This is a genomic window from Pseudomonas sp. R3-56 (assembly GCF_051132075.1).
GTDB lineage: Bacteria > Pseudomonadota > Gammaproteobacteria > Pseudomonadales > Pseudomonadaceae > Aquipseudomonas.
On sequence record NZ_CP071657.1, the window covers coordinates 4,874,650 to 4,898,639 of the forward strand.

26 protein-coding genes and 1 tRNA gene are annotated in these 23,990 nt (G+C 59.4%); 5 read left to right on the plus strand and 22 right to left on the minus strand.

What is annotated here, in order from left to right:
* The first annotated feature begins 94 nt into the window (after window positions 1-94).
* Window positions 95-1,546: a hypothetical protein gene (locus J3P96_RS22190; protein WP_434653526.1), complete on the plus strand. Its 1,452-nt coding sequence runs from the start codon at window positions 95-97 to the stop codon at window positions 1,544-1,546.
* A gap of 170 nt (window positions 1,547-1,716) precedes the next feature.
* Here J3P96_RS22190 and J3P96_RS22195 read toward each other — a convergent pair.
* The 18 genes from J3P96_RS22195 to J3P96_RS22280 all read right to left on the minus strand — a co-directional run bounded on the left by J3P96_RS22195 (window position 1,717) and on the right by J3P96_RS22280 (window position 15,424).
* A tRNA-Lys gene (locus J3P96_RS22195) sits at window positions 1,717-1,792 on the minus strand.
* A 63-nt stretch (window positions 1,793-1,855) separates the two neighbouring features.
* On the minus strand, window positions 1,856-2,548 hold the full coding sequence (gene queC / locus J3P96_RS22200; protein ID WP_434602957.1) for a 7-cyano-7-deazaguanine synthase QueC: 693 nt from the start codon (window positions 2,546-2,548) through the stop codon (window positions 1,856-1,858).
* Window position 2,549: 1 nt separating this feature from the next.
* The gene (gene queE, locus J3P96_RS22205) at window positions 2,550-3,197 is read right to left on the minus strand and encodes a 7-carboxy-7-deazaguanine synthase QueE (protein WP_434602956.1); all 648 of its coding nucleotides are present in this window, start codon (window positions 3,195-3,197) and stop codon (window positions 2,550-2,552) included.
* 166 nt (window positions 3,198-3,363) lie between these two features.
* Window positions 3,364-4,197: a tol-pal system protein YbgF gene (ybgF, locus tag J3P96_RS22210; RefSeq protein WP_434569627.1), complete on the minus strand. Its 834-nt coding sequence runs from the start codon at window positions 4,195-4,197 to the stop codon at window positions 3,364-3,366.
* A 6-nt stretch (window positions 4,198-4,203) separates the two neighbouring features.
* On the minus strand, window positions 4,204-4,701 hold the full coding sequence (gene pal / locus J3P96_RS22215) for a peptidoglycan-associated lipoprotein Pal (protein WP_003178634.1): 498 nt from the start codon (window positions 4,699-4,701) through the stop codon (window positions 4,204-4,206).
* A gap of 52 nt (window positions 4,702-4,753) precedes the next feature.
* The gene (tolB, locus tag J3P96_RS22220) at window positions 4,754-6,055 is read right to left on the minus strand and encodes a Tol-Pal system beta propeller repeat protein TolB (protein ID WP_370870988.1); all 1,302 of its coding nucleotides are present in this window, start codon (window positions 6,053-6,055) and stop codon (window positions 4,754-4,756) included.
* Window positions 6,052-7,131, minus strand: a complete 1,080-nt coding sequence (gene tolA, locus J3P96_RS22225; RefSeq protein ID WP_186611664.1) for a cell envelope integrity protein TolA — start codon at window positions 7,129-7,131, stop codon at window positions 6,052-6,054. Before tolA ends, tolB begins: the two co-directional genes overlap by 4 nt.
* Window positions 7,131-7,583 (minus strand): protein TolR, encoded by a 453-nt coding sequence (gene tolR, locus J3P96_RS22230; RefSeq protein ID WP_162254906.1) that lies wholly within the window; start codon window positions 7,581-7,583, stop codon window positions 7,131-7,133. Before tolR ends, tolA begins: the two co-directional genes overlap by 1 nt.
* A gap of 23 nt (window positions 7,584-7,606) precedes the next feature.
* Window positions 7,607-8,302: a protein TolQ gene (tolQ, locus tag J3P96_RS22235; protein ID WP_305496399.1), complete on the minus strand. Its 696-nt coding sequence runs from the start codon at window positions 8,300-8,302 to the stop codon at window positions 7,607-7,609.
* Entirely contained in the window at window positions 8,292-8,759 is a 468-nt protein-coding gene (ybgC, locus tag J3P96_RS22240) for a tol-pal system-associated acyl-CoA thioesterase (RefSeq protein ID WP_030140799.1), read from the minus strand. Before ybgC ends, tolQ begins: the two co-directional genes overlap by 11 nt.
* Window positions 8,760-8,887: 128 nt before the next feature.
* Window positions 8,888-9,949, minus strand: a complete 1,062-nt coding sequence (gene ruvB, locus J3P96_RS22245) for a Holliday junction branch migration DNA helicase RuvB (protein ID WP_003178599.1) — start codon at window positions 9,947-9,949, stop codon at window positions 8,888-8,890.
* Window positions 9,950-10,558, minus strand: coding sequence for a Holliday junction branch migration protein RuvA (gene ruvA / locus J3P96_RS22250; protein ID WP_434653527.1), 609 nt, complete (start codon window positions 10,556-10,558; stop codon window positions 9,950-9,952).
* Window positions 10,559-10,672: 114 nt separating this feature from the next.
* The gene (gene ruvC, locus J3P96_RS22255; protein WP_305496403.1) at window positions 10,673-11,197 is read right to left on the minus strand and encodes a crossover junction endodeoxyribonuclease RuvC; all 525 of its coding nucleotides are present in this window, start codon (window positions 11,195-11,197) and stop codon (window positions 10,673-10,675) included.
* 153 nt (window positions 11,198-11,350) lie between these two features.
* A complete protein-coding gene (locus J3P96_RS22260; protein ID WP_305496404.1) occupies window positions 11,351-12,097 on the minus strand; it encodes a YebC/PmpR family DNA-binding transcriptional regulator in 747 nt (248 codons plus the stop codon).
* 117 nt (window positions 12,098-12,214) lie between these two features.
* A complete protein-coding gene (gene aspS, locus J3P96_RS22265) occupies window positions 12,215-13,990 on the minus strand; it encodes an aspartate--tRNA ligase (RefSeq protein ID WP_434653528.1) in 1,776 nt (591 codons plus the stop codon).
* Window positions 13,991-14,064: 74 nt separating this feature from the next.
* The gene (locus tag J3P96_RS22270; protein ID WP_003178589.1) at window positions 14,065-14,286 is read right to left on the minus strand and encodes an FmdB family zinc ribbon protein; all 222 of its coding nucleotides are present in this window, start codon (window positions 14,284-14,286) and stop codon (window positions 14,065-14,067) included.
* A 118-nt stretch (window positions 14,287-14,404) separates the two neighbouring features.
* On the minus strand, window positions 14,405-14,746 hold the full coding sequence (locus tag J3P96_RS22275) for a ribbon-helix-helix domain-containing protein (protein WP_434653529.1): 342 nt from the start codon (window positions 14,744-14,746) through the stop codon (window positions 14,405-14,407).
* Window positions 14,747-14,950: 204 nt separating this feature from the next.
* Window positions 14,951-15,424 (minus strand): Dps family protein, encoded by a 474-nt coding sequence (locus J3P96_RS22280; protein ID WP_305496408.1) that lies wholly within the window; start codon window positions 15,422-15,424, stop codon window positions 14,951-14,953.
* Window positions 15,425-15,821: 397 nt separating this feature from the next.
* Here J3P96_RS22280 and J3P96_RS22285 point away from each other — a divergent pair, with 397 nt between their 5' ends.
* The gene (locus J3P96_RS22285) at window positions 15,822-16,427 is read left to right on the plus strand and encodes a cold-shock protein (RefSeq protein ID WP_186611670.1); all 606 of its coding nucleotides are present in this window, start codon (window positions 15,822-15,824) and stop codon (window positions 16,425-16,427) included.
* A gap of 70 nt (window positions 16,428-16,497) precedes the next feature.
* On the opposite strand, the gene J3P96_RS22290 is transcribed toward J3P96_RS22285, so the two are convergent.
* Together J3P96_RS22290 and J3P96_RS22295 are read right to left on the minus strand one after the other, a co-directional pair.
* Window positions 16,498-16,704 carry a SlyX family protein gene (locus tag J3P96_RS22290; protein WP_217861372.1) on the minus strand — a complete coding sequence of 69 codons (207 nt, stop codon included), beginning with the start codon at window positions 16,702-16,704 and terminating at the stop codon, window positions 16,498-16,500.
* 3 nt (window positions 16,705-16,707) lie between these two features.
* Entirely contained in the window at window positions 16,708-17,133 is a 426-nt protein-coding gene (locus J3P96_RS22295) for an HIT family protein (RefSeq protein WP_434569631.1), read from the minus strand.
* 818 nt (window positions 17,134-17,951) lie between these two features.
* Between J3P96_RS22295 and J3P96_RS22300 the strand changes: the two genes are divergently transcribed.
* Window positions 17,952-19,280 carry an OprD family porin gene (locus J3P96_RS22300; protein WP_434625745.1) on the plus strand — a complete coding sequence of 443 codons (1,329 nt, stop codon included), beginning with the start codon at window positions 17,952-17,954 and terminating at the stop codon, window positions 19,278-19,280.
* Window positions 19,281-19,373: 93 nt separating this feature from the next.
* Here J3P96_RS22300 and J3P96_RS22305 read toward each other — a convergent pair whose 3' ends face one another.
* The gene (locus J3P96_RS22305; RefSeq protein ID WP_305496415.1) at window positions 19,374-20,216 is read right to left on the minus strand and encodes a mechanosensitive ion channel family protein; all 843 of its coding nucleotides are present in this window, start codon (window positions 20,214-20,216) and stop codon (window positions 19,374-19,376) included.
* A 143-nt stretch (window positions 20,217-20,359) separates the two neighbouring features.
* Entirely contained in the window at window positions 20,360-20,845 is a 486-nt protein-coding gene (locus J3P96_RS22310; protein WP_003205057.1) for a YajQ family cyclic di-GMP-binding protein, read from the minus strand.
* A gap of 143 nt (window positions 20,846-20,988) precedes the next feature.
* On the opposite strand from J3P96_RS22310, the gene J3P96_RS22315 reads away from it, so the two are divergent.
* Window positions 20,989-21,906, plus strand: a complete 918-nt coding sequence (locus J3P96_RS22315; RefSeq protein ID WP_434653530.1) for a putative 2-dehydropantoate 2-reductase — start codon at window positions 20,989-20,991, stop codon at window positions 21,904-21,906.
* Window positions 21,907-21,952: 46 nt separating this feature from the next.
* Window positions 21,953-23,989, plus strand: coding sequence for a sensor histidine kinase (locus tag J3P96_RS22320; protein WP_434602950.1), 2,037 nt, complete (start codon window positions 21,953-21,955; stop codon window positions 23,987-23,989).
* Window position 23,990: the final 1 nt, after the last annotated feature.

Sequence of the window (23,990 nt, forward strand, 5' to 3'; positions counted from 1 at the left end):
TTTCAGGTAGGAGATTTACAGGTTGAAGCTTTAGCTCTCGCTTCCTGGCGCTACTATACCTGCCAGGAATTTTACCTTGTAAGGGAGCTACGCCTTGTCCGTCAGACCTGACAGAACCTTCGCAGAAGTACTCAAGCACACCGTCAGACGCATTCTTTCCTATTGGACCCAGATCACAGTCACCTTGGGCCTGCTCGCAACAGGGCTAGGGTTCATCACACTGTATCTCTATACCCGCACGATTGGACGAATCGATCTGTTCATGCCGTCCATCGATGTGAAGTCCGCACTGTTGGTCTGGGTCGTACTGGTTTTACTGCTGATGCTTTCGTACCTGTTCATCCTCGGAGCAACAACCTGGATGTTCGGCTGCTCGGTTTCGCTGTTTTCAAACCTGAAGGATAACCAGCCGAGGATCGTTTTTTATCTGGCGTTCCCCACTGTGGTTGGATTTAGCGCATTTATCCTGACCACTTTCTTCCTGCCCGCATTAAACGCATGGGCGACATTCGCGGCGTTACTGGTGGTCGTCTTCGTTGCGTGCTTTCTCATGTACGCCTTCACGCCGTTCAAAAAAGTCATCAGGAAAAGCATCCTTGTCCAAGCCAGGCTGGATCGAACCCGCCTGAAACGCCTGGCGCACCATCAGCAGATAAAGCAAAAAAAACAAAAGCCGCAGAAGGCAGCCCGCGCCCCGAAGGTCCGGCTGCCAAAACGGCTTACTGATTCGTGGCAGGCACTCAAAAACAGGACGACGCCAACGTGGCTACGGATGACAGGAGAATGCCAGCGGCTATGGTCATGGGTATGGGCTCGCAAAGGATTCTGGCTCGTCTCCCTGCTCTCGCTCTCCATATTTGTCACTGTGATCTTCGCCGCTTTTCCAATCCTGTTGACGATACGTTCGTATATGGAGAGGGAAACGCCGGACACCGTCCCCTACGTGGCGGGTCTGTCTTGGTTGACACTCATCTTCACCCTGCTGCCAGTCATCATCTTTTATTGTTTCAAGGGGGACATCTACAGGCGTACCTTCAATGGCCTGATGGCAATGATCCTCGCCTTCTGCGCCTTCACAATGCTTTCACCAGGCAGTTTGAGCCACATTACCTACATCGCGGCCGAAGGCTTGTCAGTCCGGCAAAAAACGGCAGAACGATATGCGTTGCCAGAAGACATGGAGCTGCAGGACCTGAGCGCCACCCTGTGGAAAACACGTCAGGTTGCCGCGAAAAAAATAGAAGTCGAGGCGTTCCAGTTGTATTCCTTTGGGGACGTACTGCTGCTGTGCCCAAAAGACATGCTGTCGCTTGAACTCAAGGAGCTGAAAAACTATTCGAAGTTCTGTGTCAGCACGCTCAACAGCAAAGTCGTACGAAAACCCCTGTTGCCGGCATTCGCCAGGAAGGCGCCAAATGAATGGTCCTGCCGGGTACCATCATGGCAAATCCACGCAGGACGTTGGCTAGGTTGGGAAGTGCTGGTTCCAGGTATCCATCGCTCCGCTTGGGGCGAGAAGAAAGCGCCAGACCAGGTCAGGTCATAGCGTATCGCTCGCGCTACTCGTCGCAGAGCTGGCATGCGTCCGCTCTGCGACCGTCCAGCCGCAGCACCTGGCTCCTCGCTTCTGCGCGGGGGGATACTTTATTCCAGGCAAAAAAAAATCCGGAAATCCTCACTTACGTGGGCCTTCCAGACTTTTAAAACTACAGAAAATGGTGGGTCGTGTGGGATTCGAACCTACGACCAATTGGTTAAAAGCCAACTGCTCTACCAACTGAGCTAACGACCCTCTGTGTGGTGGCGCGTATAATACTGATTTCTAAGGACTATTCAACACTTAATTTGAAATAAATCAAAAATAAGGGGTTGGATCGCTCACGCCGGCTGCCGCGAAGCCTTCAGCACGCAGACGGCAGCTGTCGCACTTGCCACAAGCACGCCCTTGATCATCGGCCTGATAGCACGAGACGGTAAGGCCGTAGTCCACGCCCAGCCTCACCCCCGCCTTGACAATGTCAGCCTTGCTGAGATTTTGCAGCGGCGCCTGGATACGGAAGCCTTGCCCTTCTACACCGGCCTTGGTCGCCAGGTTGGCCATACGCTCGAAGGCTTCGACGAACTCCGGGCGGCAATCCGGATAACCGGAATAATCCACCGCATTGACACCAATGAAGATGTCACGCGCCCCCAGTACTTCGGCCCAGCCCAACGCCAGGGACAGGAACACGGTATTGCGCGCCGGCACGTAGGTCACCGGAATCCCCTCGCTCGGTGCTTCGGGTACGTCGATGGAACTGTCGGTCAACGCCGAACCGCCGATGCCGTTGAGGTTCAGGCCGATCACCTTGTGTTCGATCACACCCAGGTCTCGTGCCACTCGCTCGGCAGCATGCAGTTCGGCACGGTGGCGCTGGCCATAATCGAAGCTCATGGTGTAGCAGCGATAACCTTCGGCACGGGCCATCGCCACGACGGTCGCCGAGTCCAGACCACCGGACAGCAGGATGACGGCACGTTTTTCAGAAGTGGTTGATTGTTCAGTCATGTCAGCGCCCCGGCTCGTCGTTCCACAGATATTTATGCAGCTGCAATTGCAGGCGCACCGGCAAGTTGTCCGCTACCACCCAGTCGGCCAGATCCCGGGCGTTCAGGTCGTGGTGACTCGGCGAGAACAATACCTCGCCGGCGCGCTGATCGAGTCCGTACTGGATCAGCTTGGACACCGCCCAGTCGTAATCTTCCCGCGAACAGATAACAAATTTGACCTGGTCGTTGGACGTCAACAGCTCCATGTTCTCGTAGCGGTTACGATGCGCCTCCTTCGAACCAGGGGTCTTCAGGTCCACGACACGACTGACTCGCGGATCGACAGCCGAGATATCCAAGGCGCCGCTGGTCTCCAGCGAGACCTCATAGCCGGCATCGCACAGTCGCTTGAGTAAAGGGATGGCATTGGGTTGTGCCAATGGCTCACCGCCAGTGACGCAAACATAGCGCGGACGAAAACCCGCCACTTGTTCGACGAGGTCATCGAGGGTGCGCAAGGTACCGCCGCTGAAGGCGTAGGCGCTGTCGCAGTACTGGCAACGCAGCGGGCAACCGGTGAGGCGCACAAAAACAGTGGGCAACCCGGCCGTCCGCGTTTCACCCTGCAACGAGTAAAAAACTTCGGTAATTCTCAATGTGTCTTGCATAGTCGCCACGGGCGTAACAGCTAAACAGGCTGTCCGCCTCCGTCAGGCACTTCAAGCAACCCCGCCAACGCGTAGATCCCAGGAAGCGTGTTTCAGAAAAAGGGCGTGAATTCTAACGAAAAAACCCGCGACAGGCGCGGGTTTCTTCAAAACGGGTCAAACAGCCTTACATGCGTTGCAGATCGCGCTGGGCCAACTGAGCGGCGGAGGTACCCGGATATTGGGCCACCACCTGCTGCAGAATGCCTTTTACCTTGTCGGTATGACCGAGGCGGCGCTCGACATCAGCGAGCTTGTACAGCGAATCCGGCACTTTGGCATGCTTGGGATACAGCTGCGAGACCTTGGCGAACGCCTGGCCGGCGCCTTGCAGGTCGCCCTTGGCCAGGTTCACTTCGCCCAGCCAGTATTGGGCATTACCCGAATACTGACTGTTGGGGTATTTACGCAGGAAAGCGCCGAAGGCCTGGCTGGCCTTGTCGAAATCCTTGGCTTTGATCAGGTCGAAGGCCGCATCGTAATAGAGCTTTTCCTTCGCCGGGTCAGCCGGCTCGCCACCGGCGGCAGGTGCTGCCGGGGCACTCGCCCCGGCGCCTGCGGCTGCACCGGGGGCGTTCAAGTCGCCACCGGCTGGAGAATTCTCAGGAGTCGCGGCAGGTGCAACGCCGGTTCCTATGCGCCGATCAAGATCCTGGTATCGCTCCAGGTTTTCCTGCTTCATGCGCGATACTTCGTTTTGCAGAACTTCAATCGCGCCTTGCTGGCGTGACAGTTGATCCTGCATTTGCTGCAGTTGGTTGAACAGCTCGCCCTGTGCCGAGACAGGGGCCGAAACCCCTCCCCCGGCATAGGCGCCGTTCGTACCGTAACCTGCAGGCGGATAACTGCTCCCGCTATTGTTATAGCCGGCATCGTTATCGACCACAGGAACCGCAGCCCACGCCGCAAGCGGCGCGAGGCTGAGAGCCAGAACAGTTACAGCACGACGGCACGTTCGCATGACGAATTACTTACGCAGTTCGACGCGACGGTTTTGAGCCCAGGACTGCTCGTCGTTGCCGGTAGCAACTGGACGCTCTTCGCCGTAGGAAACCAGTTCCAGCTGAGCTGGGGAAACACCTTGCAGTACCAGGTAGCGCTGAACGGCTTTCGCACGACGCTCGCCCAGTGCCATGTTGTACTCACGAGTACCACGTTCGTCGGTGTTGCCTTCCAGAACAACGCGAGCGCCGTTTGCTTTCAGGTCTTTGGCGTGAACGTCCAGAGCGCGCATGGCTTCTGGCTTCAGGTCCGAGCTGTCGTATTCGAAGTAGAAGGTGGTGATTGCGCGCAGAGCAGCTTCTTCGCTCAGGGAGCCATCAACTGCACCAGTGTTAGCGCCGTAACCAGCGTTTGGATCAACAGCGCCTTCACCGGCGTTGTCGCCGCCTTTGGACGAGCAACCTACAGCTACAGCCATGGCCAGAGCCAGCGCAGCAAATTTACCAAACTTCAGCATTTCCATCGTGAAACTCCTAATGAACCCCAGTGTGTTAAGTAAAACGTATTGCGCCGCGTCAGTTCAGGTAAGGGGACCAGGACGGTTCTCTGACTTCGCCTTGAGCGGTAGGAAGCGGGAGCCTCACGCGTCCATTAATGGACACGAGCATCAAGACTCCCCGGCCCTGCTGGCGGGTGGCGTAGATTACCATGGTGCCGTTGGGCGCAACAGTAGGTGACTCGTCCAGAGTGCTATCAGTGAGGATTTTTACGCTACCGCGCTGCAAATCCTGGGCCGCCACCTTGAAATTGGTGAAACCGTCCTGGCGATGGATCATCACCAGAGTCTTTTCGTCCGCCGAAAGCTTAGGGTTGGCGTTGTAGTTACCGACGAACGTCACGCGCTCGGCACCACCGCCACCGGCGCTGGTCTTGTAGATCTGCGGCTTGCCGCCACGGTCCGAGGTGAAGTAGATGGTCGAGCCATCCTTGCCCCAGAACGGTTCGGTGTTGATGCCCGGGCCGTTGGTCACGCGGGAGATCGAGCGTGAAGCCAGGTTCATCACGTAGATGTCCGGATTACCGTCCTTGGACAACACGAACGCCAGCCGCGTACCGTCGGGCGACCAGGCAGGCGCGCCGTTCAGGCCTTCGAAGTTGGTGATCTGCTCGCGGCGACCGGTGTCGATGTGTTGGACGAAGATGCGCGGGCGCTTCTGTTCGAACGACACATAGGCGATGCGCTTGCCATCGGGGGCGAAACGCGGCGACAGGATCGGCTCGCGCGATTGCAGCAGGGTCACCGCGCGGGCGCCGTCATAGTCGGAGCGCTGCAGGGTGTAGCGGGTATTTTTCTCGGAGAAGCGTTCGGCGGTCACGTAGAGCATGCGGGTCGAGAACGCGCCCTTGATGCCGGTAAGTTTCTCGAACGACTGGTCGGCGATGTAGTGGGACATGTCACGCAACTGGTCCACGCTGCCCGACACGCTGCCGGTCAGCACTTGCTGCTCGGTGGCGACGTTGAACAGGGCGTACTGCACCTGCAGGCGGCCACCGGCCGGAACGATGCTGCCGACCATGATGTACTGGGCGCCAAGAGCCTTCCAGTCGCGGTAGATGACTTCGCTGGCCTGGGTCGGCAGGCTGATCATGTTCTGCTTCGGAATCGGCGCGTAGTAGCCCGAGTTGCGCAGGTCGTTGCCGATGATTTCCGCCATGTCGTCCGGCAGGACGCTGCCGCCCTGCCAACCGAACGGAACGACGGCGATCGGGGTCGCACGGTCGCTGCCGCTGGTGACCAGGATGTTCTTTTCCTCTGCTACCGCTATCCCTGCCAGGCAGCAGATAACGACAAGCATTGATCGAAGAAGGTTTCTCACAAGGCTAGATCCTCAGGTGTGAATGTCATCTTGAACGAACGATAGGGAGCAAAATCGCTCGGCTTCATTCCTTGCATTTCCGTCAATCGCCCAATGTTCTTGACCGCCGCGACCGCCGAAGCGTCGAACGGACCATCGCCACTGGACTTGGCCACGCTGACCGAGGTAACCGTACCGTCGGGCAACATGCCGATTTGCAATACTACCGTCATGCCTTTGCGCGCCGAAGGAGGACGAGCCCAGCCTTCCGCCGCTCGGGCGCGAATCAGATCGTCGAAGCTGCCGGCGACTTCATCGCCCTGCTCGTCGGCCAAGGCCTGCTGACGCTCCGGCGTGTCGGAAAGCAAATCTGCCAGGGCCTGGGCCTTTTTCTCTTCGGCGGATTTACGCGCTGCGTCCTGGGCCTTCTTCTTGGCGGCGTCGGCGGCGGCTTTCTTCTTCGCGTCTTCGGCGACTTTCTTTTTCGCCTCTTCAGCTTCAGCTTTCTTCTTGGCGTCTTCGGCCGCTTTTTTCTTCGCGTCCTCGACAATCTTTTTCTTCGCTTCTTCAGCGGCCGCTTTCTTGGCCTCTTCTTCAGCGGCTTTCTTGGCTTCTTCTTCGGCTTTCTTCTTGGCTATATCAGCCAATTGTTTCTCTTCTGCCTTTTTCGCTTCGGCGGTTTTCTTCGCCTCGTCGGCTTTCTTGGCTTCGTCGGCCTTTTTGGCCTCGTCCGCTTTTTTCGCCTCATCGGCCTTCTTGGCTTCTTCGGCCTTTTGAGCAGCTTCCTCTTTCTTTTGTTCCGCTGCTCTCACCGCTTCCTGCTCGACCTTCTTCTGCTCCATCTGCTCGACTTCGGTCTGGCGCGCGGCGGATTTCTTCGCCTCGCCGGCAAGCTTCTGGTTGGTCTGCGTGGTGGCCTGGCTTTTCGATTTGAGCTGGTACAGGGTCGCCTGCACGATCGGCTTGGCCGGCGGCAGCTCCGGGGTCATGGCAAAACTGACGAACAGCATGCCGAATACCAGCACATGCAGGCCGATTGCCAGGACACTAGGCCAGAAGTAGCTTTCCGAGGCGGACGGCTCTCGCTGTTGCTGCATCAGGGCGCCTCGGTGATCAAGCCAACATTACCGACCCCGGCTTTCTGCAGGCCGCCCATGGCGCCCATCACGGCACCGTAGTCGACGGTCTTGTCGCCGCGAATGAAGACCTGGGTGCGCTTGCCGTTGCTGTTGCCGGCATTGATGATCTTGGTCACCGCATCGGTCATCTGCGGCAGGGTCATGGCCCGGTCCTGCTGCTTCTCGGTGTCGACTTCGCTGCCAAGGTTCCAGTAATAGGTCTTGTCGGCCTTGATCGAAATGGTCAGGACCTGGGTGTTGTTGTCCTGCGGCAAGGCTTCGCTGGAAACCTTGGGCAGATCGACCTTCACGCCCTGATTGAGCATCGGCGCGGTCACCATGAAGATGACCAGCAGCACCAGCATCACGTCGATGTAGGGCACCACGTTCATCTCGGCAACCGGCTTGCGCTTGTTTCGGGCTCGAGCGATTAAAGCCATCGGGAAATACCTGCTTATTCTTCGCTGGTGTGCACTTTGCGGTGCAGGATCGCCTGGAATTCATCGGCGAAGGTGTAGTAACGGCTGGTCAGCGTTTCGCTGCGAGCCGCGAAGCGGTTGTAGGCGATCACGGCCGGAATCGCCGCGAACAGGCCGATGGCGGTGGCGATCAGCGCCTCGGCGATACCCGGGGCTACGGTGGCCAGGGTCGCCTGCTGGGCGGAAGCCAGCCCACGGAACGAGTTCATGATCCCCCACACGGTACCGAACAGGCCGATGTACGGACTGACCGAACCGACGGTAGCCAGGTACGGCAGGCCCTGTTCGAGTTTTTCTTCCTCGCGGGATATGGCGACGCGCATGGCGCGGGCCACACCTTCCATCACCGCTTCAGGGTCTACGCCCGGCTGCTGGCGCAGACGGGAGAATTCCTTGAAGCCGGCACGGAAGATCTGCTCGACGCCGGAATCCGGGTCCGGATTGCTGCCGGCCTGGCGATAGAGTTTGGACAGGTCGATGCCGGACCAGAAGCGCTCTTCGAAGCTCTCCAGGGCACGGCGACCGGCACGCAGCATGTTGCTGCGCTGAAAAATCATGATCCATGAGGTCACCGATGCGGCTACCAGGATCAGCATTACCAGTTGCACCACGACGCTGGCATTGCTGACCAGGCTCCACATGGAGGAATGGTCGACGACGTTAGCTTCCACGCTTTATCTCCTGCTCTGAGTGTGTACCCGCGCCGCTCACGCCGGCAAAGGCCGCGCGTAAAGCTTCGGGAATGGCCCGGGGTTTCAAACTATGGGTGCGCACACAGGCCACCAAAAACTGCCCTTCGCAGAGCAGCACATTATCCGCAGCCCGCCTGACCTGCTGTTTGAAGCGCAGGCTGACGCGGTTCAATTCGATGACATCGGCAGTCACCACCAGCTCGTCGTCCAGTCGCGCCGGCGCGTGGTAGCGCGCTTCGCTGGAATGCACGACGAATAACAGGTCCTCCCCTGCCAGCGCGGATTGGGCAAAACCCAGTTCCCGCAGCCGTTCGGTTCGAGCCCGTTCCATAAACTTGAGGTAATTGACGTAGTAAACGATGCCGCCGGCATCGGTGTCCTCGTAATAAACGCGACAGCGATGTGCGAACGACTCAAGCCCGTTTTGCGCGCGCATACTCTAGTGCTTACTCCTCGGGTTGCCAATCCGGCCAGGCAACTGTTTTTTCATTCTTGAACGCATTGACGCTCCAGGCGTGGTCTGGGACAGCACGAAGCGGAAAAAAGTCGGGATACAGAGCGGGCTCAATCGTCCACCGCATCGAGAAATTCGTCTACCACCGGCATCTCACCCATTCGTGTCGGGATGTTTAAGCCGAAGTGCAGATAAGCATGACGGGTCACCACGCGTCCGCGGGGCGTGCGCATGATATAGCCCTGCTGGATCAGGTACGGTTCCAGCACGTCCTCGATGGTGTGGCGCTCTTCGCTGATGGCGGCCGCCAGGCTGTCCACGCCCACCGGGCCACCGTCGAATTTCTCGATCATGGTCAGCAGCAGGCGCCGGTCCTGGTGGTCGAAGCCGCGCTCGTCGATGTCCAGCAGGTTCAAGGCCAGGTCGGCGATCGGCTTGGTGATGTGCCCCTTGGCCCGCACTTCGGCAAAGTCGCGGACCCGACGCAGGAGGCGGTTGGCGATCCGCGGCGTCCCCCGCGCCCGACGAGCAATTTCATAAGCGCCGTCCGGGTCCAGCGGCAGCCCGAGGATGCCCGCCGAACGGCTGACAATCGTCGCCAGGTCGGCATTGTTGTAGAACTCCAGACGCTGGACGATACCGAACCGGTCGCGCAGCGGGTTGGTCAGCATCCCGGCGCGGGTGGTGGCGCCCACCAGGGTAAAGGGTGGCAGGTCCAGCTTGATGGAGCGCGCCGCCGGCCCTTCGCCGATCATGATGTCGAGCTGGAAATCCTCCATGGCCGGGTACAACACTTCCTCGACGATCGGCGACAGCCGGTGGATTTCGTCGATGAACAGCACGTCATGAGGCTCAAGATTGGTCAGCAGCGCCGCCAGGTCGCCCGGCCGTTCGAGAACCGGGCCGGACGTGCTCTTGATCGACACGCCCATTTCCTGGGCAATGATATTGGCCAGGGTGGTCTTGCCCAGGCCCGGCGGGCCGAAGATAAGTGTGTGGTCCAGCGACTCGCTGCGCCCGCGTGCCGCCTGGATGAACAGCTCCATCTGCTCGCGCACGGTCGGCTGGCCAATGTAATCGGCGAGGCTGACGGGACGAATCGCACGGTCCTGGATTTCCTCGCGGTCACGGGGCGCGCCCGTGGCGGCGATCAGACGATCGGCTTCAATCACTTAAATCATTCCCTTCAGGGCACGGCGAATCATGTCTTCGGTACTCAAGCCTTTTTCCTTGATCGCGGAGATCGCCTTGCTGGCTTCCTGCGGCTTGTAGCCCAGGGAAATCAGCGCGGTGACCGCATCGTTTTCAGCGCTGACCGCCGGCATCGGCGCATCCGGCTGGTTCGGCACCAGGGCGAACATTGCCGGCACCGTTTCCCAGGCCTTGAAGCGATCCTTGAGCTCGACCAACAGGCGCTCGGCGGTTTTTTTGCCGACCCCCGGCACCTTGGTCAGCGCCGAGGTGTCCTGGGACTGCACGCAACGAATCAGCTCATCGACTTCCAGGCTGGACATCAAGGCCAGCGCCAGCTTCGGGCCGACGCCATTGAGCCGGATCAGCTCGCGAAAGAAATCCCGCTCGCGCTTGCCGAAGAAACCATAGAGTAACTGGGCATCTTCACGCACGACCAGATGAGTGTGAAGCGTCAGTGGCTCACCGACCGACGGCAAGCGATACAGGGTGGTCATGGGCACTTCCAGCTCATAACCGAGGCCGTTTACATCCAGAATCAGGTGCGGCGGCTGTTTTTCAGCCAGGGTGCCGCGCAAGCGTCCAATCACGTTTCAGATCCTTGGGCGTTGGCCAGCCGCTGGCTGGCGAATAACAGCCCAGGCAGGAAGGCCGACGACACAGGCGCAACTTGCATGGGCTGATGAATGAATGCGCTGATGCTATCAGAGACGCAGGCGCCCGCCACGACTGCGTGCGCTTCCCAGACCATGAGGCAGCAGGCTGGAACGGGTATGCGCATGGCAAATGGCGATGGCCAGGGCGTCGGAGGCGTCGATCTGCGGCTTGCTGACCAGTTTCAACAGGTGCATCACCATCATCTGCACCTGTTCCTTGTTTGCCGCGCCGGTGCCTACCACGGCCTGCTTGACCTGGGTCGCGGTGTATTCGGCGATCTCCAGGTTTTCCTCGGCGCCGGCCACAATGGCCGCGCCGCGGGCCTGCCCCAGCTTCAGGGCGGAATCGGCATTGCGGGCCATGAAGACCTTTTCGATGCCCATGGTCACCGGGCCGTAGGTCTGGATGACTTCGCGCACGCCGCGATAAACGATCTGCAAGCGCTCGTGCAACTCGCCCGCACCGGTGCGGATACAGCCGGAAGCAACGTACACGCAGCCACGCCCGGTATCGCGAACCACGCCGTAGCCGGTGATGCGCGAACCGGGGTCGATACCAAGGATTAAAGTCATAACGCCTGCGGCTTGAAGGAGGTTACCTGGAACGGTGGGAGCGAGCCTGCTCGCGAAGACGGTGTGTCATTCAACATTTTCGTTGCCTGACACACCGTCTTCGCGAGCAAGCCCGCTCCCACCCTGGTACTCATGCTATCGGGTAAGAGATTATCAGCCCAACTGCTCAGCCACCGACTCCGGAATATCGGCGTTGGAATAAACGTTCTGTACATCGTCCAGGTCTTCAAGCATGTCGATCAGCTTGAGCACCTTCTCGGCGCCTTCCAGGTCGAGTTCGGCACTGGTGGTCGGCTGCATGACGATTTCCGCGTCGACCGGTTTGAAGCCGGCAGCTTCAAGCGCATTACGCACGGCATAGAAGCTGGCGAACGAGGTGAACACGTCGAACGAACCGTCTTCGTGGCTGACCACGTCATCGGCATCGGCTTCCAGCGCCGCTTCGGTCAGCGCATCTTCATCGATGCCTGGCGCGAAGCTGATCTGCCCCTTGCGCTCGAACAGATAAGCCACCGAACCGTCGGTCCCCAGGTTGCCACCGCATTTGCTGAACGCATGGCGCACGGCCGCAGCGGTGCGGTTGCGGTTGTCGGTCATGCACTCGACCATGACCGCCACGCCGCCCGGGCCGTAGCCTTCATAGGTCAGCTCCTCGACGTTGTCGGCCTCGGTGGCGCCCGCGCCACGGGCAATGGCCCGGTCGATGATGTCGCGGCTCATGTTTGCGCCCAGCGCCTTGTCCAGCGCGAGGCGCAAGCGCGGATTGGAACCCGGATCGCCGCCACCCTGGCGGGCCGCAACCGTCAGCTCACGGATCCACTTGGTAAAGATCTTGCCCCTCTTGGCATCCTGACGTTCTTTGCGGTGCTTGATGTTCGCCCACTTGGAATGACCTGCCATAACTCGCTCCGGTTTTTCTTTGAAACATTGCCCGCCCCGCTTGCGCGGCAGCCAGCAATCGGAAATATCGACCCCAATGAAAAGGCGCATCCGAAGATGCGCCCTCAGGTGCCGGCCTTACTCAGCCTTTGGCTGTTCGCGCAAACGGATATGCAACTCGCGCAGCGCCTTGGCATCCACCACGCCCGGAGCCTGGGTCATGACATCGGCCGCGCTCTGGGTTTTCGGGAATGCGATCACTTCGCGGATCGACTGGGCGCCGGTCATCAGCATCACCAGGCGATCCAGGCCGAAGGCCAGGCCACCGTGGGGCGGCGCACCGTACTTCAAAGCGTCCAGCAGGAAGCCGAACTTCTCTTCCTGCTCGGCTTCGCTGATACCCAGCAGACGGAACACTGCCTGTTGCATTTCCTTGCGATGGATACGGATCGAACCGCCGCCCAGCTCGGTGCCGTTGAGGACCATGTCGTAGGCACGGGACAATGCGCCGGCCGGGTTGGCCTCCAACTCTTCAGGCGAGCACTTCGGCGCGGTGAACGGGTGGTGCAAGGCAGAGAAGCTGCCGTCGTCGTTTTCCTCGAACATCGGGAAGTCGACGACCCACATCGGCGCCCACTCGCAAGTCAGCAGTTTCAGGTCGTGGCCCAGCTTGATGCGCAGCGCGCCCAGGGCTTCGCTGACGATCTTGGCCTTGTCGGCGCCAAAGAACACGATGTCGCCATCGACCGCGCCCACGCGATCGAGGATCACGTTGAGGTTGGCTTCCGGGATGTTCTTGACGATCGGCGACTGCAGGCCGTCGATACCGGCGGCGCGCTCGTTGACCTTGATGTACGCCAGGCCCTTGGCACCGTAGATGCCGACGAACTTGGTGTAATCGTCGATCTGCTTGCGCGGCATGCTGGCGCCGCCTGGAACACGCAGGGCGGCGATACGGCATTTCGGATCGTTGGCCGGACCACTGAAGACCTTGAATTCGACTTCCGTGAGCTGGTCCGCGACGTCCACCAGTTCCAGCGGGTTGCGCAGGTCAGGCTTGTCGGAACCGTAGCGACGCATGGCCTCTTCGAAGGTCATGTGCGGGAATTCGCCGAACTCAAGACCCAGCACTTCCCGGAACAGGTTGCGGATCATGCCCTCGGTCAGGCCCATGATGTCCTTTTCATCGAGGAAGCTGGTCTCGATGTCGATCTGGGTGAATTCAGGCTGCCGGTCGGCACGCAGGTCTTCATCGCGGAAGCACTTGGCGATCTGGTAGTAGCGATCGAACCCGGCCACCATCAGCAACTGCTTGAACAACTGTGGCGATTGCGGCAAGGCGAAGAAACTGCCGGGGTGGGTACGGCTCGGCACCAGATAGTCGCGGGCGCCTTCCGGCGTGGCACGGGTCAGGATCGGCGTCTCGACGTCGAGGAAGCCGTTCTCGTCCAGGTAGCGACGGATGCTGGTGGTCATGCGCGAACGCAGGCGCAGCTTCTCGGCCATTTCCGGGCGACGCAGGTCGATGAAACGATAGCGCAGGCGGGTTTCCTCGCCTACGTCGGAATATTCGTTGAGTGGGAACGGCGGGGTTTCCGCTTCGTTCAGCACTTCCAGCTCGTAGCCGAGCACTTCGATCATGCCGGACGCCATGTTGGCGTTGCCGGCACCAGCCGGACGCAGGCGCACCTTGCCGGTGATCTTGACCACGTATTCGCTGCGCACGCGGTCGGCGGTGGCGAAGGTTTCCGCGCGGTCGGGGTCGAACACTACCTGGGCCAGGCCTTCACGATCACGGATATCGAGGAAAATCACCCCGCCATGGTCACGGCGACGATGAACCCATCCGCAAAGAGTAACTTCCTGACCTTCCAGGCTTTCGTTCAGTTGGCCGCAATAATGGCTGCGCATCATGGTAGTGGTTTCACTTCTCGTAATTCGAAATTCGGTTGGAGGCCCTGCCGTGCAAGAACCCGCGCGTGTTCAACTCAGTCAGCCTTGTCGCCACCGGCCAGGTTCTTCTTGGCACCGGTCTTGAAGTCGGTTTCATACCAGCCGGTGCCGCCGAGGCGGAAACCTGGCATGGACAGCATCTTTTTCAGCTCCGGCGCCTGGCAGGCAGGGCAATCGACCAGCGGTGCCGCGCTGATTTTTTGAATGGCTTCCATCTGATGACCACAGGAAGCACATTGATAGTCGTACATCGGCATGGGGGTTGTCTCGGCAATCAGGTTATTCACGCAAAACCCGGGCTTTGCGGCAAAGAGCGGGATTATATCCATTAAATGCGGCCTGTGCAGCCGTAAGACCGCACAGGCGGTGAGAGGGCTAGGCCTCGCGATGATCGGCGCCCATATCCTTCAGGCTGTGCACCACGCAGACAACACGCACCAGCCCGCTGAAATTGCGCACGCCGCCGTGGCGCAACTGCACCTCCCGATCCACATGGGAGAGCAAGGTACTGACGGAGCAACTGTTGAGCTGGGCCATATCGCCGAGAATATCCCAATAGACTTGCTCAAGGCGTAAACAGGTGGCGAACCCGTTAAGCCGGATGGAGCGGGCCAGGGGCCGGGCCAGTTGCATATCGAACCCGCTGACGAACGGGTCGATGCTGACGGACTTGAGGCGCCCGCCTGCACCGCCCCTGGGTGCTTTTCCTTGAATCATACCGTTGACACTCCTTTGCCATACGAGCCTCAGTCAGGCCAACCGGCCTGTGGCTCTATGGAAGCTCAACTCGAGCGCAAGCTCCAGATGACTTTTTGCCCATCAGCGTAGGAGATGACAACAGTAGCCCGAGGACGAATGACTCCGTCCTACCCCGGACCGCAGGCGATGGTGCCAATGGCGGCACCACCACCCGATTGCGGATTACCGCTCGTCCAGCAGCGAACGCAGCATCCAGGCGGTTTTTTCATGAACCTGCATGCGCTGGGTCAGCAGGTCGGCGGTCGGCTCGTCGCTGACCTTGTCCAATAAAGGAAAGATTCCGCGGGCGGTACGTGTCACCGCCTCCTGGCCTTCGACCAGTTGCCGGATCATGTCCTCGGCGCCAGGCACGCCTTCCTCCTCCTTGATGGAAGACAGGCGCGCATACACCGAGTAGGCACCCGGCGCCGGAAAGCCCAGGGCACGGATTCGCTCGGCGATCAGGTCAACCGCCAGCGCCAGCTCGTTGTACTGCTCCTCGAACATCAAGTGCAGGGTCCGGAACATCGGCCCGGTGACGTTCCAATGGAAATTATGGGTCTTGAGGTAAAGCACGTAGGTGTCCGACAACAGGCGCGAAAGCCCGTCGACGATGGACTTGCGATCTTCTTCGCTGATACCGATATCAATTGCCATGTGTTTGATCTCCTGACGGTGATGAATTCGACAGCGGCCATTGCACTCTAGCGGGTGTCGCCATATGTAGCCTGCGACTAATCGCCAGCCCTCCTGAACCGACAAGCCGGGATGGCGGAGGGTTCCGGCGCAGCGGAAAATTCAAGCTCCTTTGCCGACCATCTTCAAGCGCCCCGCCGGCGCTTTTCGGCCGACGAACAGCGTTTCACGGGCCCGTAACGAGTTTGAGAAGGCCGGGGCTTTGCTGTTAAATAGGCAGTGTGTCGCTACGCCTATTTTTCCGGGCGTCGCGCATAGGCTGATTCGGGTACGTGTTCCTACGCCTCTCATTGTTCTGGAGCGAACCGCCCCCGACCAGCTCTTCCTTGTGATCTGTCTTAACCGTGAGCCAATCAAAATGTTGAAAATCGTCCACTTGCTAATGGGCGCAGCTGCCCTGCTGCTGTCCTTCATCCCTAGCCTGGGTTCCGAAGCCACACCTTACCTGCAACATCCCGACGCGCTGTACCTGGCCTTTTTCGGCCTGCTCAACCTGACCCTGGCACCCGTCATCCCTTACTGGAACAAAGGTCCACGTCATCAACTGCAAAACCTTGTCAGCGCCCTGCTGGTGCTGGCCGTCGCCCTGCAAACACTGACCCTGCTGGCGCCCATGCCGGAAATCGGCGGCCAACCCGCCATTCTTTCCAGCCTGGCCGCCGCGTTGCTCGCTGTGTTGCTGCACCTGGCCGTCAGCTTCTACAAGAAGTCGTCGCCGGCCGCCGCGCCGCAGAACTACGACATGTCCAACCGTGATACCGGTACCGTGAAGTGGTTCAACACCTCCAAGGGGTTCGGTTTCATCTCCCGCGACTCCGGCGATGACATTTTTGTGCATTTCCGGGCCATTCGTGGCGAAGGCCATCGCGTCCTGGTCGAAGGCCAGCGCGTGGAGTTTTCCGTCATGCACCGTGACAAAGGCTTGCAGGCCGAAGATGTGATCGCCGCGCTGCCGCGCCGCTGATCCAGGCGTAAAAAAACCGCGATGCAGCCAGGCTGCTCGCGGTTTTTTATTGCCTGCCATTCGGCCCCGGTCAGTAATGCGGTGGCGGCGCTTCTTCTTCAAAGGATTCGAACTGGCCGGCCATTTCCTCCTGACGCTTGAGCAACGCCGCCATCTGCAGCTGCAGACGTTCGACAACTCGCTGCTGCTCCACCAGCACGTCGTTTAATGCCTGGATGGTGTCGTCCTGAAACGCCAGGCGGCTTTCAAGGTCGGTTACACGCTCTTCAAGGTTCATGGTTCAGCCCTCCAGGAACTTGAAATCATCGGTCAGGACCGCTCGCAAGCGTTCACGAATGACGCTTACCTGCTCGGCATCATAAGGCTGTGCCGGATGCTTGCCCCACACCGGCGCAGGCCATGCGGCATCCTCTCGCTTGCGCACGATCACATGCATGTGCAATTGACTGACAACGTTACCCAAGGTTGCAACATTCAATTTGTCCGCATCGAACGAGTCCTTGAGGGTTTCAGCCAGTGCCGTGGTTTCTTTCCACAACTGTTGTTGATCGGCGTCATCCAATTGAAACAATTCACTGATATTTTCCCGGCGCGGCACGAGGATGAACCACGGGTAATTGGAATCATTGGATAACAGCAAACGGCACAGCGGGAAATCGCCGATAGGCAATGTGTCTTGTTGCAGTCGTGGATCTAGGGCAAACACCGCGCGTACTCCTCGCTCATTAATCGATTGCAATCGAGCTGGCAGCCCGCAGGCCCGCCCGAGCACAGGGGGCCAGCATACCTGTGAATGCCGGAACGTTCACTGCGCACCGTCTTTGCGCACCAATACCGCGCACCGGTACTTTAACGGCGCACCTTGAGCTGAGCAGATACAAGCCCTGTGCGGTTTTCGTACAGCTGGAAGATTTTTTGCACCAAAACAGCACAATGCGTCTACGCTCTGTGCACGAAGCATCCGCGTTTTACCCACCGAAGGGGTGAACCGGTAACGTTTTTGGTTGTCCGGCGCGGTTTACCCGCTTCAAACATGGCAGCTGCCCAGCAGTCAACCCCATTTAAAACAAGGCCTTTGGAGCCCGGTTTCATGAGGTTTCACCGCAATCGCAGCTAAAATGTGAAAAAAATGTAAAAGAAAACCGGATTTGTGCATGCTTGTTGCATTCATCCCAACATCGTCTACAGGGTATCGCCGGAAGCGAAACCTGCAGGCTCGAAAATTAAAGTGGCAAGGCTGCCCTCAGGAGCATCAAGCGTAGCAATCAGGGACTCTTTACACCGATGGCGAACCCAATAGAACAACTCTTAAGTTGTCAGTTCGGACGCCTCGGTTCAGCTGAAATGCGACATGGATCGAGCCATTGGCGACATGGTCGTAAAGAAGCTGAAAGGTTGAATGGGCAAGTGTCGCCAAAGAATGTCGGCGTGATATAAGTTTGCGCCGACACAAAAAGAAAGAGCCGCCCAGATAAAAAAACAGGTGGGACGGCAGTACTCTTAAAACCAAAGGAGCAAATCACGATGCGCGTGATGAAGTGGAGCATGATCGCACTGGCCGTTGCTGCAGCAGCCAGTACTCAAATGGCTACGGCCGCACCTTTCGTAAGTGACCAGTCTGAAGCCAAAGGCTTTGTTGAAGACGCCAAGTTCGATTTGCTGCTGCGCAACTATTACTTCAACCGTGATAGGAAAGATGGCGCTACCGATCAGAAAGACTGGACCCAAGGCATCTGGGGCAACCTCAGCTCCGGCTACACCCAAGGCACAGTAGGCGTCGGCGTAGATGCATTCGGCTACCTGGCTTTGAAACTGGACGGCGGTGACGGCACTGGCGGCACCGGCAACATGAGCCGCGACGCCGATGGCGAAGTCAACGACAGCCAGGGCAAAGCCGGCGCAGCCATCAAGTTCCGCGTCTCCAAGACCGAGCTGAAAATCGGCGACATGCAGCCAAGCACCGCGCCAGTGTTTGCGGTTGGCGGCTCCCGTGTCCTGCCTCAGACTGCCAGCGGTTTCCAACTGCAGAGCAGCGAAGTCAAAGACCTTGACCTCGAAGCCGGTCACTTCTACTCGGGTACCAGCCAGGACCGTAACGCACGTGATGGCGGCCTGTGGGCTACCTACGCTGGCGTGGAAGCCAGCTCGATCGACTACGCAGGCGGCAAATATGCCATCAGCGAAAACCTGAGCGCATCGGTCTACGGCGCCCAGCTGGAAGATATCTGGAACCAGTACTACGGCAACCTGAACTACACCATCCCAATGGGTGGCGATCAGTCGCTGAACCTGGACGGTAACATCTACCGTACCTCCGACACTGGCAGCGCCAAGGCCGGTGACATCAGCAACACCACCTTCTCCCTGGCTGCGGCGTTCTCGTTCCTGAAAGCGCACACCGTTACTGTTGCCTTCCAGAAGGTCAACGGCGACACCCCGTTCGACTACATCGGTGTAGGTACCAACAACCGTGGTGGCGACTCGATCTTCCTCGCCAACTCCATCCAATACTCCGACTTCAACGCGCCTAACGAGAAATCTGCCCAGATCCGTTACGACATCAAGATGGCTGAGTACGGTGTTCCTGGTCTGAGCTTCATGACCCGTTACGTCAAAGGTTGGGACATCGACGGTACCAACACTCCTGCAGGCAGCCCTTACGCTGGTCTGTACGGTGAAGACGGCAAGCACAACGAAACCAACTTCGAAGCCAAGTACGTTGTTCAGTCTGGCCCGGCAAAAGATCTTTCCTTCCGTGTTCGTCAAGCCTGGCACTACGCTAACGCTGACGAAGGTGAAGGCGACATCAAAGAGTTCCGCCTGATCGTCGACTACCCGATTTCGGTTCTGTAATTGCCGAAAGTCAGTTTGCGGTAATCAAAAAAAGACCCATCTTCGGATGGGTCTTTTTTATTGCGCTGAAGCTTGACCAGAAAATCAAATCGGTCAGGCCGATGCGGACTCCTGAACCACTCGAATGACGCGCTGAGGAAACGGAATATCGATACCGGCATCCTTCAAGCGGTCGCGCGCCTGTTCATTGAGCATGAACATCACGTTCCAGTAGTCCGCAGTCTTCACCCAGATGCGCAGCGAAACAGTGATCGAGCTGTCGCCCAAGGTGGAGATCACCGCTTCAGGTGCAGGATCGGTCAACACCCGTTCATCCTTGGCCAATTCCAGTAACACTTCCCGAGCCTTTTGCAGGTCAGCCTGGTAATCCACGCCCACGTCGAACACCACTTTGCGGGTCGGCTGGCGATTGGTGTTGGTAATGATGCCGTTCGACAGATTGCCGTTGGGCACGATGACCGTCTTGTTGTCACCGGTACGCAGGACCGTGTGGAAGATCTGGATGCTGTCGACCGTTCCGGCTACGCCTTGGGCCTCGATCCAGTCACCGATGCGAAACGGACGAAAGAGCAGGATCAGTACGCCGCCGGCGAAGTTCGCCAGGCTGCCTTGCAAGGCCAGGCCAATCGCCAGGCCTGCCGCACCGATGGCCGCAACGAAGGACGTGGTTTCCACACCAATCATCGAGGCGACGCTGACGATCAGCAGGATCTTCAGAATGATGTTTGCCAGGGTACTGATAAAGCCTTGCAGCGCGAGGTCGGCGTTACGCAGGGCCAGCAGCGCCCCGAGCTTCTGCGTCACCTTGTTGATCAGCCACCAGCCGATGGCCAGGGTGACAATTGCCAGCAACACGCGGCTGCCGTACTCCATGATCATCGGTATCCAGGCCTGGGAGGCCTTGACCAGGTGGTCTACTTCAGCGTTCAAGTCCATCTAATTCTCCTTTGTTCCTGTTGTACGCGGTTGTGGCGAGGCGGCTTGCTCCCGCTTGGGGGCGCAGCACCCATCAAAGGGGCCGCTACGCAGCCCAGCGGGAGCAAGCTCCCTCGCCACAGTGGTTCCCTATAACCGAGGGGTCAGTCGCGGAAGTTGTTGAACTGCAGCGGCATGCCGAATTCCTTGCCCCGCAGCGCGGCGATGGCTTCTTGCAGGTCGTCACGTTTCTTGCCAGTGACACGCACCTGCTCGCCCTGGATGGCGGCCTGGACCTTGAGCTTGGCGTCCTTGATATGAGCGACGATTTTCTTGGCCAGTTCCTTGTCGATGCCTTCCTTGAGCACGGCTTCCTGCTTCATCAGCTTGCCGGAGGCGTAGGCGTCCTTGACTTCAAGGCATTGCACGTCGATCTTGCGCTTGACCAGCGCCAGCTTGAGGATCTCGATCATCGCCTCGAGCTGGAAATCGGCCTCGGCGGTCAGGTTGACGGTCAGGTCCTTTTCCTTGAACTCGAAACTGCCCTTGCCCTTGAGGTCATACCGACGGTCGAGTTCCTTGACGGCGTTTTCAACGGCGTTGGTGACTTCGTGCTTGTCCAGTTCGGATACCACGTCGAATGACGGCATGTAGTGTTCTCCAAATAAAAAGGCGCGCTCATGACAAAGGCGCGCACTTGGCTTGTGGTTGAAATCGGGCTCATTATAACGGGTCTTTTCCCGTCGTTACCGCGAGCGCCTCAGATGCCTGCGCCAAACCGAGTAAAAAACTGATGTCCACTACCTGGCACGTCCTGGGCGCCGGCAGCCTCGGCACGTTGTGGGCGACGCGCCTGGCCCGGGCCGGCCTGCCGGTGCGGCTGGTGTTGCGCAATGAACAGCGGCTGCAGGCTTACCGGGAGGCCGGAGGGCTGACGCTGGTGGAACAAGGCCAGGCGCAGTGTTACCCGGTGCCAGGCGAAACCGCGCAGGGCCTCGAACCGATAAAACGCTTGCTGCTGGCCTGCAAGGCTTATGACGCGGAGGCGGCTGTGGCTTCGGTCGCCCATCGCCTGGATGCCGAGAGCGAACTGATCCTGCTGCAGAACGGCCTCGGCAGCCAGGACGCCGTGGCGAACCGCGTCCCCCAGGCCCGCTGTATCAGCGCCTCCAGCACCGAAGGCGCGTTTCGCGACGGTGACTGGCGCGTGGTGTTCGCCGGCCACGGCTACACCTGGCTGGGCGACCCCGCCCAGCCGGTGGCGCCGGTCTGGCTGGATGACCTGGGCATGGCCGGTATTCCCCATGAGTGGAGCGCCGACATTCTCACCCGCCTGTGGCGCAAACTGGCGCTCAACTGCGCAATCAACCCACTGACGGTACTGCATCAGTGCAAAAACGGTGGCTTGCAGGAACACCGCTGCGAAGTAGCGACCTTGTGCGCGGAGCTCGCCGATCTGCTCGAACGCTGCGGCCAGCCGGCGGCGGCCGAGGATTTACAGTCGGAGGTGGAACGGGTGATCCAGGCCACAGCCGCCAACTATTCCTCCATGTACCAGGACGTTGCCAACCGGCGACGTACCGAAATCGGCTATCTGCTCGGCCATGCCTGCGCCGTCGCGCGGCGCCATGACGTGGCGGTGCCGCATCTTGAACAGATGCGCCAGCGCCTGATTGCCCACTTGGACAACCTCGGATTGCCCAGCGACTGAGCAGCGGCTACGCTGGCCCTCGTGTTCCCTTTCAGCGACGAGTCAGATGCCATTGCGCCAGCGCCTTGAAAATCTCCCGGTCGGCCAGAAACTGCTGGCGGCCCTGTTGGTATTGTTGACCACGGTTCTGCTGGTGGCCAACCTGACCTTCATCAGCGCGGCCTATTACATTTCCCAGGAAAGCATGGCGCCCCAGGCCTTGCAGACCATCGGCCGACTGGTAGCCAACCCGAGCCTGATCTCCGACGCATTGCAATCGCCGCAAAGCGCCAAGCGTCTGCTCGATGAACTCAACAGCTATGCGCCGCTGCGGGCAGCGGCACTGTATGACGGTGATGGCGTACGCCTGGCCCAGTTGCAACAGGGCGAGAAGCTCAAGTTGCCGGAGCATTTCCGTAACATGCAGGCCTGGCAGGCCGGGGAGTTTCGCAGCAACCAGGTCATTACCCTGCCCCGCCCCGGCACGGCGCCCGGCCATCTCCTGCTGGTGGCTAGCAGCGAATTGCCCACCGCGTTCTACACCGGCACCCTGACGGCCAGCCTGGGCATCCTGATTTTCAGCGTGCTGTTGTGGCTGGTCATTGCCCAGCAGATCAAGCGGCTGATCACACAGCCGATCCATCAGCTCGAAGAGTTGTCGCGCCAGGTCACCCGCGAAGAAAACTATTCCCTGCGCGCCGCGCGGGGCAACCACGACGAAATCGGCAGCCTGGCCGAGGCGTTCAACACCATGCTGTCGCGGATCGAAGCCCGGGAACAGCAGCTCAAGCGCGCCCGCGACGATTCCCAGGCCGCCTACGACCAGGCCCAGGGCCTGGCGGAAGAAACCCGTCACACCAACCGCAAGCTGGAGCTGGAAGTCCAGGTCCGCAGCAAGATCGAGAAAAAACTCACCGGCTTCCAGAACTACCTCAACAGCATCATCGACTCCATGCCGTCGGCGCTGATTGCCCTCGACGAACAGCTCTATGTCACGCAATGGAACCAGGAGGCCAGCGCCCTTTCCGGCACCCGGCTGGATGAGGCGCTGAACCAGCCGATCTTCCTCGCCTTCGAGCCGCTCAAGCCGTACCTGCCGCAGCTCAAGCAGACGGTGGAACAGCACACAGTGGCCAAGATCGAGCGCGTCACCTGGACCAAGGACGATGAAGCCCGGCATTACGCCCTGACTTTCTATCCTTTGATGGGCGGTGCCGGGCGCGGCGTGGTGATCCGCATCGATGACATCACCCAGCGCCTGTCGCTGGAGGAAATGATGGTGCAATCGGAAAAAATGCTCTCGGTAGGCGGCCTCGCGGCGGGCATGGCCCATGAGATCAACAATCCGCTGGGGGCGATCCTGCACAACGTGCAGAATATTCGCCGACGCCTGTCTGCGGAATTGCCGAAGAACCTTGAGCAGGCCGAGCAGTTGGGGATCGATTTACCAGTGGTCAACCGTTATCTGGAAAGCCGGGAGATCCCGCAGTTGCTCGATGGCATCCAGCAGGCCGGCGCCCGGGCAGCGAAAATCGTCACCCACATGCTCAGCTTCAGCCGCCGCAGCACAAGGCAGATGGCGCCTTGCGACCTGCCGGCACTCATCGACCAGGCCGTGGAAATTGCCGGTAACGACTTCGACCTGGCGATCGGTTTCGACTTCAAGGGCCAGGCGATCATCCGCCAGTTCGACCCCAACCTCGGCCCGGTGCCAGGCACCGCCAACGAACTGGAGCAGGTATTGCTCAACCTGTTGAAAAACGCCGCCCAGGCCATCCATCAACGCCAGGACGACAGCGAGCCCGGCCGTATCATCCTGCGTACACGGCTGAATCCGCCGTGGGCGGAAATCCAGGTCGAGGACAACGGCATCGGCATGAGCGAGAACGTGCGCAAGCGTACCTTCGAGCCGTTCTTTACCACCAAGGAGATCGGCCAGGGCACCGGGCTCGGATTGTCGGTGTCGTATTTCATCATCACCAACAACCACAAGGGCCAGATGGAAGTGCAATCAGCGCCGGGCCAAGGCACTTGCTTCACCCTGCGCCTGCCGCTGGCGGGCACTTCGATGGTGGCGCAAGAACACAAGCAAGTGGAGCGCTGAA